General features: G+C 56.5%; 11 protein-coding genes. 6 read left to right on the forward strand and 5 right to left on the reverse strand.

Features of this window, described 5'->3' with window-relative positions; all coding sequences use genetic code 11:
* Position 1 precedes the first annotated feature (1 nt).
* The 4 genes from M495_RS20130 to M495_RS20145 all read left to right on the forward strand — a co-directional run bounded on the left by M495_RS20130 (position 2) and on the right by M495_RS20145 (position 3,984).
* Positions 2 to 862, forward strand: coding sequence for an L-ribulose-5-phosphate 3-epimerase (locus tag M495_RS20130; RefSeq protein ID WP_020828516.1), 861 nt, complete (start codon positions 2 to 4; stop codon positions 860 to 862).
* The gene (gene araD, locus M495_RS20135) at positions 856 to 1,557 is read left to right on the forward strand and encodes an L-ribulose-5-phosphate 4-epimerase (protein ID WP_020828517.1); all 702 of its coding nucleotides are present in this window, start codon (positions 856 to 858) and stop codon (positions 1,555 to 1,557) included. The genes M495_RS20130 and araD overlap by 7 nt, the downstream gene beginning before the upstream one ends.
* A gap of 175 nt (positions 1,558 to 1,732) precedes the next feature.
* Positions 1,733 to 2,431: an RluA family pseudouridine synthase gene (locus M495_RS20140; protein WP_020828518.1), complete on the forward strand. Its 699-nt coding sequence runs from the start codon at positions 1,733 to 1,735 to the stop codon at positions 2,429 to 2,431.
* 203 nt (positions 2,432 to 2,634) lie between these two features.
* A complete protein-coding gene (locus tag M495_RS20145) occupies positions 2,635 to 3,984 on the forward strand; it encodes an MFS transporter (protein ID WP_020828519.1) in 1,350 nt (449 codons plus the stop codon).
* Positions 3,985 to 4,074: 90 nt separating this feature from the next.
* Here the strand turns inward: M495_RS20145 and mscS are convergent, their stop codons facing one another.
* Positions 4,075 to 4,944: a small-conductance mechanosensitive channel MscS gene (mscS, locus tag M495_RS20150; RefSeq protein ID WP_020828520.1), complete on the reverse strand. Its 870-nt coding sequence runs from the start codon at positions 4,942 to 4,944 to the stop codon at positions 4,075 to 4,077.
* Positions 4,945 to 5,149: 205 nt separating this feature from the next.
* On the opposite strand from mscS, the gene M495_RS20155 reads away from it, so the two are divergent.
* Positions 5,150 to 5,818 carry a DUF1345 domain-containing protein gene (locus M495_RS20155; RefSeq protein ID WP_020828521.1) on the forward strand — a complete coding sequence of 223 codons (669 nt, stop codon included), beginning with the start codon at positions 5,150 to 5,152 and terminating at the stop codon, positions 5,816 to 5,818.
* 56 nt (positions 5,819 to 5,874) lie between these two features.
* On the opposite strand, the gene fbaA is transcribed toward M495_RS20155, so the two are convergent.
* From fbaA to M495_RS20175, 4 genes are all read right to left on the reverse strand, one after another.
* A complete protein-coding gene (fbaA, locus tag M495_RS20160; protein ID WP_020828522.1) occupies positions 5,875 to 6,954 on the reverse strand; it encodes a class II fructose-bisphosphate aldolase in 1,080 nt (359 codons plus the stop codon).
* A gap of 117 nt (positions 6,955 to 7,071) precedes the next feature.
* Positions 7,072 to 8,235, reverse strand: a complete 1,164-nt coding sequence (gene pgk / locus M495_RS20165) for a phosphoglycerate kinase (RefSeq protein WP_020828523.1) — start codon at positions 8,233 to 8,235, stop codon at positions 7,072 to 7,074.
* Positions 8,236 to 8,306: 71 nt separating this feature from the next.
* On the reverse strand, positions 8,307 to 9,323 hold the full coding sequence (epd, locus tag M495_RS20170) for an erythrose-4-phosphate dehydrogenase (protein WP_020828524.1): 1,017 nt from the start codon (positions 9,321 to 9,323) through the stop codon (positions 8,307 to 8,309).
* Positions 9,324 to 9,646: 323 nt separating this feature from the next.
* Positions 9,647 to 10,606 (reverse strand): LysR substrate-binding domain-containing protein, encoded by a 960-nt coding sequence (locus M495_RS20175; RefSeq protein WP_164171149.1) that lies wholly within the window; start codon positions 10,604 to 10,606, stop codon positions 9,647 to 9,649.
* A gap of 79 nt (positions 10,607 to 10,685) precedes the next feature.
* Between M495_RS20175 and M495_RS20180 the strand changes: the two genes are divergently transcribed.
* Positions 10,686 to 11,765, forward strand: coding sequence for a tartrate dehydrogenase (locus tag M495_RS20180; protein WP_020828526.1), 1,080 nt, complete (start codon positions 10,686 to 10,688; stop codon positions 11,763 to 11,765).
* Positions 11,766 to 12,046 lie beyond the last annotated feature (281 nt).

Genomic DNA, 12,046 nt, shown 5'->3' on the forward strand with positions numbered 1-12,046 from the left:
TATGCGTCAGCACCCCTTGGGAATTTATGAAAAAGCCTTGCCGAAGCACCTGACCTGGCCCGAGCGGCTGGCGCTCGCCAAGGCCTGCGGTTTTGATTTTGTCGAAATGTCGGTGGATGAAAGCGACGAACGGCTGGCACGCCTGAGCTGGAGCAAGGAGCAGCGGTTGTCGTTGGTCAGCGCCATGCTGGAAACCGGCATCAGCATCCCGTCGATGTGCCTGTCCGGTCATCGCCGCTTTCCCTTCGGCAGCCATGACGATGCGCTGCGTCAGCGTGCCTTCGAGATGATGGAACAGGCGATTCAACTGGCGAAGGACGTCGGTATTCGCACCATTCAGCTCGCCGGGTATGACGTCTATTACGAGCCGCAGGACGAAAGCACTCTTGCCCGCTTCACCGAGGGTATGCAGTGGGCAGTCGAGCGCGCCGCCGCATCGCAGGTGATGCTGGCGGTAGAGATCATGGACACCGCCTTTATGAACTCCATCAGCAAATGGAAAGCCTGGGACGCCTGCCTGGCCTCCCCCTGGTTCACGGTCTATCCGGACGTCGGCAATTTGAGCGCCTGGGGCAATGACGTAGCGCAGGAGTTGGCGCTGGGCATTGACCGCATCGCCGCCATCCATTTGAAGGACACTTACCCGGTTACCGATAGCTCGCCGGGACAGTTCCGCGACGTGCCGTTTGGCGAAGGCTGCGTCGATTTTGTCGCCGTATTCCGCACCCTGAAACAGCTTAACTACCGCGGTGCTTTCCTGATTGAAATGTGGACCGAAAAAGCCGAAGAGCCGGTGGCCGAGATTGTGCAGGCCCGCCGGTGGATCGAACAGAAAATGCAACAAGGGGGTATGACATGCTAACGCTGCCGCAGCTTAAACAACAGGTGCTGGAAGCCAACCTAGACCTGCCGCGCCATAACCTGGTGACCTTCACCTGGGGTAACGTCAGCGCCGTGGATCGCGAACGCGGGCTGGTGGTGATCAAACCTTCCGGCGTGGAGTATGAACACATGACCGCGGAGGACATGGTGGTGGTCGATCTCGCCAACGGGCACACCGTCGAGGGCACCAAAAAGCCCTCCTCTGACACCGCTACCCATCTGGCGCTGTACCGTGAATTCGCCGATATCGGCGGTATCGTTCATACCCATTCGCGCCACGCTACCATCTGGGCGCAGGCAGGATTGGATATCCCCGCCTGGGGCACCACCCACGCCGATTACTTCTACGGTGCCATTCCCTGTACCCGCCTGATGACCGAAGACGAAATTGAGCATGAATACGAGCTGGAAACCGGCAAGGTCATTATCGATACCTTCCGCCGTCGCGGCATCAACCCGAACGCCATTCCGGCAGTATTGGTCAATTCACACGGGCCGTTCGCCTGGGGCAAGGACGCGCACAGCGCGGTGCATAACGCCGTGGTGCTGGAAGAAATTGCCTACATGGGGATTTTCTCACGTCAGCTAACGCCGGGCATTCACAGCATGCAACCGGCACTGCTGGATAAACATTACCTGCGCAAACACGGCAAAAATGCCTACTACGGGCAATAAGCCGGCAACGCCTTTCAGTTATTCTTTTGGAAGCCAGGCGCCGTTCGGCGTCTGGTGAAAACCTCTCTGCCGGGTTAGCCGTTCCCCCTCCTTTGGCAAGGGGGCGGGCGGGGACAACTGACTGGCGGCCAAAAATTCGTTATTATCCGCTCCCACTTTCCCGCCGGGCAGCCTGATGTCTAAGATTATCGATACCTTTATTGCCCCGCCGTGCCATGACCAGATAGAGACGCTGTATCAGGACGAGAGTCTGGTGCTTATCAATAAACCCGCCGGGCTGCTAAGCCTCTCGGGGAAAAACCCGCAAAACCTCGATTCGGTACATCATCGGCTGGTGCAGCTATTTCCTGGCTGTACGCTGGTCCACCGCCTTGATTTCGGCACTTCCGGGCTGATGGTGATAGCGCGTAATAAAGCGATCAATGCCGCCCTTTGCCAACAGTTCAGTCAGCGTACCGTCACCAAGGTGTACAGCGCATTGCTCTGCGGGCACCTGAACGACGACGAAGGGGTGATAGATGCGGCAATTGCCAAAGACCCGGCGCTGTTCCCGCTGATGTCGATTTGCTCACTCCACGGCAAGCCCGCTCGCTCACGCTATCGCGTCGTTGAACGCACTTATCGCGAGTTGACAGACGGGACGTTACTGCCGTTGACGCGGGTACAGTTAATCCCGGAGACCGGGCGCACCCATCAGCTGCGTATCCACTGCCAGCAGTTGGGCCATCCTATTTTGGGCTGTGACCTGTATGGCGGCCGTCTGCTGCCAGGCACCGAAGGGACGCCGCGATTGATGCTGCACGCCAGCGAACTGCATTTCGTTCATCCTGTCAGCGCAGAGAAGATCAAAGCCCACCATGCTTGCCCGTTCTGAGAACAGAGTATTTTGGCCGTTTTGTCTGAAACAGAACGGCTCATCTCAGCGCATCGCTGCAAGCCGCTGGCTCTGGTGTATACTCAGACTTTCTGCACCATGCCAGCCACAGCGGCTTTGGTTCAGGCCCGTTTCAGCAAGAGCCTGACGCCTGCACAGCCCTCCAGCCAGCTCCACACAAGCCTAATTAAAGTGGAACCCCCATGAGCCAAAACACCGCTCGTATCAGCGAGATCATCGACAACGCGAAAATCTCGCCCTATCAAATCCTGATCCTTACCCTGTGTTTCCTGATCGTCCTGCTGGACGGTTTTGACACTGCCATCATCGGCTATATCGCCCCGGCGTTACGCGAAGAGTGGCAACTGCTGCCTGCCCAGCTATCGCCGACGTTTGGCGCGGGATTGTTCGGCCTGCTGCTCGGCAGCCTGATCTTCGGCCCGGTTGCCGATGCCATAGGGCGCAAGCGCGTGCTGCTCGCCTCCATACTGATCTTTGGCGGAGGCACTCTGGCCTCGGCCTATACCAGCTCAATCGAGTCGTTGACCCTGCTGCGTTTAATCACCGGTATCGGTTTGGGCGGGGCGATGCCCACCTGCATCACCCTGAGCTCGGAATACTCGCCGGCACGTCGGCGGATGATCATGGTCACTCTCAGTTGGAGCGGTTTCACCGCCGGTCTGGCGCTGGGCGGCATCCTTGCCGGGCAGGTTATTCCGGCCTTCGGCTGGCGTGGTTTGCTGATGCTCGGCGGCATCGCGCCATTGTTGCTGTTGCCGTTGCTGGCCTGGCAGATGCCCGAGTCAGCGCGCTTTATGAGTGCCAGCCCGAAACATGCCGATAGCCTGCGCCAGGTGGTCGAGCGTATCACCGGCAAAAGTTGGGCCAGCGTGACAATTATCGATGATGAACGCCCCGCGCTGGCCAGATCGCCAATCTCCCACCTGTTCATCGAAGGTCGCGCAGTGCGCACTTTGCTGCTGTGGGTGGCATTCTTCTGCTCGTTGTTTGTATTTTATCTGCTCACCAGTTGGCTGCCGAGCATCCTCAAGGATACCGGGTACGATATCGTCCACGCTTCGCGCATCGGGGCGATGGTGCCGCTGGGCGGAACCCTCGGTGCCATCCTTATGGCGCTGCTGATGGACCGCGTCGGCCCCTACCGGGTATTGGCCCTGTCGTACCTGGGTGCCGCGCTGGTGATTGGCGCTACCGGTTATCTGATGGGGGACGCCTATACGCTGGCGGTCACCGTATTCCTCATCGGTTTCGGCGTGGCCGGTGCGCAGAACGGCCTGAATCTGGTCTCCGCTACCCTTTACCCTACCGCCGCTCGCGTCACCGGAGTCAGCTGGGCGATGGCGAGCGGTCGCTTCGGCTCGATAGTCGGTTCAATGCTTGGCGCCTGGATGATTGTCGCGGCAGGGACGTCGGAGATGTTCTTCATCTGGCTGGCGCTGCCGGTACTGGTGGGCTCTGCCGCTATTTTCCTGCTCTACCGGCTCAGCGTGAACCGCCGCGTCCCTGTGCCAGACTCCGCGTTATCAAACTGATAAAACGAAAAAGCCGAGGCGACATCCGCAGGATGCAGCCTCGGCCGGCAATAAAAAAAGGGGCCGTGGCCCCTTTTCTCTTGTTCTGCTTTATTCCGCTTTAGCGGTAGCCGCTTCTTCAGTGCGGTACAGATGAACATCCATCTGCGGGAACGGAATGCCGATATTGTTGGCATCCAGCGCGCGCTTGAAGTTCTCCATCAGATCGAAGTATACGTTCCAGTATTCCGCATTGGTGGTCCAGGAACGGGTGACAAAGTTCAGTGAAGATGGCGCCATCTCGTTCAAGCGTACGGTTACGCCTTTGGCGTGCATGATGCGCTTGTCGGCAGCGATCACATCACCCAACACTTTTTTCACCACGTCGATATCGGCGTTATAAGCCACGCCAACCACGATGTCTACGCGGCGGTTTGGCTCGCGGGAATAGTTGATGATGTTGCCGGCGATGATTTTGCCGTTCGGCACCACGATGGTTTTGTTGTCTGCGGTACGCAGCGTAGTGGAGAAAATCTGCACCTGGTCGACGGTACCGGCTACGCCGCCCAGATCGACATATTCACCGGCACGCAGTGGACGGAAGGCCACCAGCAGCACGCCTGCAGCGAAGTTGGACAGCGAGCCCTGCAGCGCCAGGCCGACGGCCAAACCTGCGGCACCCAACACGGCGATCACCGAGGTGGTCTGAACGCCAACGCGCCCCAGCACGGCGATAAAGGTGAAGGCCAGAATGCCGTAACGCGCCATGGCAGACAGGAAGTCGGCAACCGTGGCGTCAATACCGCGCAGCTTCATCACCCGGCTTAATGCATTGCTGACTACGCGTGCAATGATCGAACCGATGATGAAAATAACGATCGCCGCGACGATGTTCACCGCGTACTGAATCAATAAGTCCTGGTTCTGCACCAGCCAGTTACCGGCACCATTAATGCCATCTACTACATTCAGATCTTTCATTCGTGTCGTCCTAACTTGTCCCTAAGGGGATAAACTCGCAAAAAAACTGACATCAGCCGTCAGTCGGAAACCACCGCCTTAGGTTAACCAACATTTCCACCGCATGCCAACCGTAAGCGTCAAAAATAGCCGAAACAGCCGCCACGCTTCTTCTATGCTGAACACAGCGCTATCGCCTTTATAACGATAAGGAACTTCATCGGTTATGCACATTCCATCGTCAATCAAACACTACTGGCAGGTTCGGCCAAGGCTGCTGCTGTCCGTCGGTGCGGGCATTTTGTGCTACCTGCTGCTGCCCGCCACGCTTTCTGAGCTGCAGCGACTGATGCTCGGCTGGAACGTTTTGGCCTGGTGCTATCTGCTGTTTCTCTGGCGACTGATGCTGATCAGCACGCCAAAGCACATCCGCCAACTGGCACGGGCACAGGATGAGAGCGCCAGTATGGTGCTGGCACTGGTCAGCATCGGCTGTCTGGTGAGCATTTTATCCATTCTGTTTGAGCTGAGCACCGCCAAACAGGTCAGCGATTCGCTGAAGACGCTGCATCTGGCGCTGACCGGCGCGACGCTGGTGGTGTCCTGGTTACTGCTGCCCACGGCATTTACCATGCACTATGCCCACCAGTTTTATCGTCAGGGTGCACAGCAGGATCCGCTGCCGCTGTTGTTTCCCGGCGACCTTAAGGAGCCTACCTATTGGGACTTTGCCTATTTCTCGTTCACCATCGCGGTGGCTTCGCAAACTGCTGACGTGGCCGTCGGTGCGGCCGAGGTGCGCAAAGTCGCTCTACTGCAATCGGTGATTTCCTTTGTTTTCAATCTGGTGATCCTGGGGCTGTCGATTAACGTCGGCGCCAGTCTGTTGGGCTAGCAACAAAAAAGGCTCCCCGAAGGGAGCCTTTCAATATGGCTAACAGCTGACCGAGATTACAGAACGTCTACTGCGTTCAGATCTTTGAAAGCCTGTTCCAGACGAGTAATCATGGAAGTCTGGGCTGAACGCAGCCATACGCGTGGATCGTAGTATTTCTTGTTCGGCTGGTCGGCGCCTTTCGGGTTGCCCAACTGGCCCTGCAGGTAAGCTTCGTTCGCTTTGTAGTACTGCAGGATACCGTCCCAGGTTGCCCATTGGGTGTCGGTATCGATGTTCATTTTGATCACGCCGTAACCTACGGATTCTTTGATCTCTGCGTCGGTAGAACCGGAACCGCCGTGGAACACGAAGTTCAGGCTGTTGTGCGGCAGATTGAATTTCTTGGACACGTAGTCCTGAGAATCACGCAGGATGGTCGGAGTCAGTTTAACGTTGCCTGGCTTGTATACGCCGTGCACGTTACCGAAGGACGCTGCGATGGTGAAGCGTGGGCTGATGGCGTTCAGTTTTTCGTACGCGTAAGCCACGTCTTCCGGTTGGGTGTACAGAGCGGATGCGTCCATATGGCTGTTGTCCACGCCATCTTCTTCACCGCCGGTGCAGCCCAGTTCGATTTCCAGGGTCATACCGATCTTCGCCATGCGAGTCAGGTATTTGCTGCAAATTTCGATGTTTTCTTCCAGGGACTCTTCAGACAGGTCGATCATGTGAGAAGAGAACAGTGGCTTACCGGTAGCCGCGAAGTGTTTCTCGCCAGCGTCCAGCAGGCCGTCCAGCCATGGCAGCAGTTTCTTCGCACAGTGGTCGGTGTGCAGAATAACCGGCACGCCGTAATGCTCAGCCATCTGGTGAACATGATGTGCACCAGAGATAGCGCCCAGAATTGCTGCACCCTGAGGAACGTCAGTCTTCACGCCTTTACCGGCGATAAACGCGGCACCGCCGTTAGAGAACTGTACGATAACCGGAGCACGCACCTTCGCTGCTGTTTCCAGCACGGCGTTGATGGAGTCGGTACCTACGCAGTTCACTGCTGGCAGAGCAAAGTTGTTCTCTTTAGCTACTGCGAATACTTTCTGAACGTCATCACCAGTGATGACACCCGGTTTTACGAAATCAAAAATTTTAGACATGTTACTTTGTCCTGTTTCGTCGGCCGTAGATGGATGTAAATCGATTTTTTCATGCCGCGCCGCATTATGCCGCGCGGTATAAAACAAACGGGCGGCTTTCGCCTCCCGTTGTCTGAATTACTGCTTAGCGCGCTCTTCCAGCATCACGACCGCCGGTAACGCTTTACCTTCCACGAATTCCAGGAAGGCGCCGCCGCCGGTTGAGATGTAGGAAATCTTGTCAGCAATGCCGAACAGGTCGATTGCTGCCAGGGTGTCGCCGCCGCCTGCGATAGAGAAGGCTTCGCTGTCTGCGATAGCGCGAGCGACAATTTCGGTGCCCTTACGGAAGTTAGGGAACTCGAATACGCCAACCGGGCCATTCCACAGAATGGTTTTGGCGTTCTTCAGGATAACGGCCAGACGCTCGGCTGAGACGTCGCCCATATCCAGAATTTGCTCGTTGTCCTGAATTTCGTTCGCCTGCTTCACTGTCGCAACCGCAGTTTCAGAAAACTCGGTCGCCACGCGCACGTCGGTCGGAACCGGAATGTCGCAGGTTTCCAGCAGTTTCTTGGCGTTGTCGATCAGATCAGGTTCGTACAGAGACTGGCCCACGTTGTTGCCCTGCGCCGCCACGAAGGTGTTGGCGATGCCGCCACCGACGATCAGCTGATCGGCGATTTTGGACAGGGAATCCAGTACGGTCAGTTTGGTGGAAACTTTAGAACCACCCACGATGGCAACCATCGGACGGGCTGGGTTGCCCAGCGCTTTACCCAGCGCTTCCAGCTCTGCAGACAGCAGCGGGCCGGCACAGGCAACAGGCGCGAACTTGCCCACGCCATGGGTGGAAGCCTGTGCACGGTGTGCGGTGCCGAAGGCGTCCATCACATACACGTCACACAGTGCCGCATATTTCTTGGACAGGGTTTCGTCGTCTTTTTTCTCGCCCTTGTTGAAACGGACGTTTTCCAGCACGACCAGCTCGCCTTCTGCAACATCAACGCCATCCAGGTAGTCTTTAGCCAGACGTACCGGGTTTTTCAAGTGTTCTTTCAGATAGTTGACAACAGGCAGCAGGGAGAATTCTTCGTTGTACTCGCCTTCGGTAGGACGACCCAGGTGGGAAGTTACCATCACGCGGGCGCCTTGTTTCAGCGCAGCTTCAATAGTCGGCAGGGAGGCACGGATACGTGCATCGGAAGTCACTTTACCGTCTTTCACTGGAACGTTCAGATCGGAGCGGATCAGAACGCGTTTACCTGCCAGATCCAGATCGGACATGTTAATTACAGACATGGTGAACCCTCTTGGTTGATTCTCTATAAAGTTGCCTGAGCGGCGCACCGGCCAGTGCCGATGCCGCCGTACTAGAAACCGCTTGCGGCCATTGCCCGTGTTGTATCCAACATCCGGTTGGCAAAGCCCCATTCATTATCACACCAGACCAAGGTCTTGATCAGGTGTTGTCCGCTGACCCGAGTCTGCGTACCGTCGACGATAGCGCTGTGCGGGTCATGGTTAAAATCGATCGAGACTAATGGTAGTTCCGTATAGTCAACTATACCACGAAAAGATCCCCGTGCGGCCATTTGCAACAGCTGGTTGACCTCTGCCACTTTCACCGCCGAACTGACGCTGACGCTGAGATCGATGGCCGTCACGTTGATGGTTGGCACACGTACGGAAATCGCTTCAAAACGATCGCAAAACTGCGGAAAAACGCGGGTAATACCGGCGGCCAGCTTGGTGTCGACCGGAATAATCGACTGGCTCGCCGCGCGGGTGCGCCGCAAATCCTGGTGATAGGCGTCTATCACTGGCTGATCGTTCATTGAGGAGTGAATGGTGGTCACCGTGCCCGACTCGATGCTGTAGGCATCGTCCAGCAGTTTGATCACCGGAATAATGCAGTTGGTGGTGCATGACGCATTGGACACGATGCGGTGTTCAGCCAGCAGCGTCTGATGGTTGACGCCAAACACGATGGTGGCGTCCAGATCGTTGCCGCCGGGGTGAGCGAACAACACTTTTTTCGCCCCCGCCGCCAGATGGGCCTCGCCATCCGCCCGACTGCCGTACACGCCGCTGCAGTCCAGCACCACGTCAACGCCCAGCTCGCCCCAGGGAAGCTGTTCCACCGCCGGCTGGTGCAGCAAACGAATGGTATCGTCCCCGACGGTCAACATGTCGCATTCCTGGCGAACATCCCAGGCAAAACGGCCATGGCTGGAGTCGTATTTCAGCAGGTGGGCCATCCCCTCGGCGTTCGCCAATTCGTTGATCGCCACCACGGAAATTTCCGCTCTTCGTCCCGACTCATACAGTGCGCGTAAAACGCTGCGGCCTATGCGGCCAAAGCCGTTTATCGCTATGCGGATTGTCATGCTGCTCCTGAAAAAGGGCCTTCTCACACCGGGCATGCTCACCCTATCTGAGATAGCGCTGATAGGTTATCAAGCTCACTCGCATAGAGTACTTTAGCGCACCGCCTGCTGTGAATCGCCACGTCGCATTATTCCTTCCATCAGCCGCGTGTTCATCACCTTCACTCCGGCGTTTCAGTTGAATCCTGATGCAACTGAAACGCTTCAGCTGAGCATAAACCAAAGTTTTGCTAAAAGGAACAGATGCGACAGCTCGCCTGACAACTGATCGACACTTTGCGGGAATAAAATGATCTGGCGCACACTTTTTCCTCCTCCTTGCCCTAGCGACGCGCCAAGTATTCCGACAACAACGAGGCTTCGCCATAGTGTTGGCGGAAATAATCGCGCAAAAATTCAACCGTCACCCGCACCTTGGCCGAGGTCGCCAGGCGTGAAACGTACACCGCCCAAATATCTGCCGGCTGGTAGTAGTCCGGCAGGATATGCACCAACCAGCCATTTTCAATACTCTCCCGTACGTCCCAGAAAGAACGCAGCGCCACACCCTGTCCGTCCAGGCACCATTGATGCACAATTTCACCGTTGTTGGATGACAGCCCGCCGGTCACCTTTACCGCCTCCTCCCCTTGTGGCCCATGAAGTCGCCACAGGCCAAAAGGATGGTCACGCTCTTTAATCGCCAGACATGCGCGTCCGGAAAGCTCGCTCAAGGTTTTCGGTGTGCCGTAACGCTGCAGGTATTCCGGAGACGCGCACAAAATGCGTTGGTTCTGCGCCAGCTTGCGGGCAATCAGATTGGGGGCAATGTCATCACCGATGCGGATATCCAGGTCAAAACCTTCGCTGACCAAATCCACCAGCCGATCGGAAACGTCCAGCCGCAGTTCAAGCGCCGGGTATTCCAGCGCCAGCGCCGACAGTGCCGGGCCGACAAAACGCCGACCGAAGCCGAAACTGCTGACAATACGCAACGTACCTTGCGGTGCCTGACGGGCGTCGGAAAGCTCATCCATCATTTGATCGACGTCGTTCAGAATGCGTTGTGCCCACTCGTAAATGCGCTCGCCATCTTCGGTGATCGCCACCCGGCGCGTAGTGCGGTGCAGCAACGACACGTCCAGCGCCTTTTCCAACAGCGCAATACGTTTGCTGATGAATGCCGGTGAAACGCCCAGCTCGTCGGCGGCGGCGGCAAAACCGGCGCGGCGCGCCACCAACACAAACACCCGCAGGTCACTCAGGATAGGTAGATTATTCATGATTCGTGTTTTATGTTTCACCGTTTCCAGCATTGATTAACAGTTAGTCAATTATAGGATGGAAGGGATGTCAATCGCCCCTCTTCACAAGTGAGATCCTATGAGCAAAAGCTATAAAATCGCCGCCATACCGGGAGACGGTATTGGCCAGGAAGTGATGCCGGAAGGCATTCGGGTGTTGCAAGCTGCTGCCGCGCGTTGGGATTTGTCCCTGGAGTTTGAAACCTTCGAATGGGCCAGCTGCGATTATTACCTGCAGCACGGCCAGATGATGCCGGACGATTGGTTCGAGCAACTACAAGGCTTCGACGCCGTCTATTTTGGTGCCGTCGGCTGGCCGGACAAGGTGCCGGACCATATCTCGCTGTGGGGCTCATTGCTAAAATTCCGTCGCGATTTCGATCAGTACGTCAACCTGCGTCCGGTGCGCTTGTTCCCCGGCGTGCCCTGCCCGCTGGCAAATAAGAACCCGGGGGATATCGATTTTTACGTGGTGCGTGAAAATACCGAAGGGGAGTACTCGTCGCTCGGCGGCCGAATGTTTGAAGGCACAGAACGCGAAATGGTGATCCAGGAGTCGGTGTTCACCCGCCACGGCGTCGACCGCATTTTGAAATACGCCTTTGAACTGGCGCAACAACGCCCGCGCAAAACGCTCACCGCCGCCACAAAATCCAACGGAATGGCGATCAGCATGCCGTATTGGGATGAACGCGTAGCCGCCATGGCGCAGCAGTATCCGGGCATTCGCTGGGACAAACAGCATATCGATATTCTATGCGCGCGCTTCGTGCTGCAACCCGAACGTTTCGACGTGGTGGTGGCCTCCAACCTGTTCGGTGACATCCTGTCCGATCTTGGCCCGGCCTGCGCCGGCACTATCGGTATCGCGCCTTCGGCCAACCTTAACCCCGAGCGCAATTTCCCTTCACTGTTCGAGCCGGTGCACGGTTCCGCACCGGATATTTTCGGCAAAAACATCGCCAACCCTGTCGCCATGATCTGGGCCGGCGCCATGATGCTGGACTTCCTCGGTAAGGATGAACCACGCTATCGCCAGGCGCACGACGGTATTCTCGCCGCCATCGAACAGGTTATCGCCTGCGGGCCACGCACCCCGGACATGCACGGTGACGCCACCACCCAACAGGTCGGTCAGGCGATCGCCGCCCTGCTTTAACCTAAACATTCACACCATAAATGACTATGCAGAGCGATATATATCGCTCTGCATAGTCACGTGCTAATTTTGTATTCCTCCATAAATTCTCATCGTAATTCGCTGAAAAGCCCCCGAAAAGCCACACTAATTCTCCGGTCAAGATCACAACAAATTATTTACATACCGTGTTTTATCCCTTCACAGATACCTCAATTGTGGCAGTTGGGTAATTTGTGCACACTCTCAAATGTTAATGAAGGGTAAAAACTCATGGCATCTAGCGTGTCGAGATACCTGCC

It is taken from the genome of Serratia liquefaciens ATCC 27592, from assembly GCF_000422085.1.
In the GTDB taxonomy this organism is placed as follows: domain Bacteria; phylum Pseudomonadota; class Gammaproteobacteria; order Enterobacterales; family Enterobacteriaceae; genus Serratia; species Serratia liquefaciens.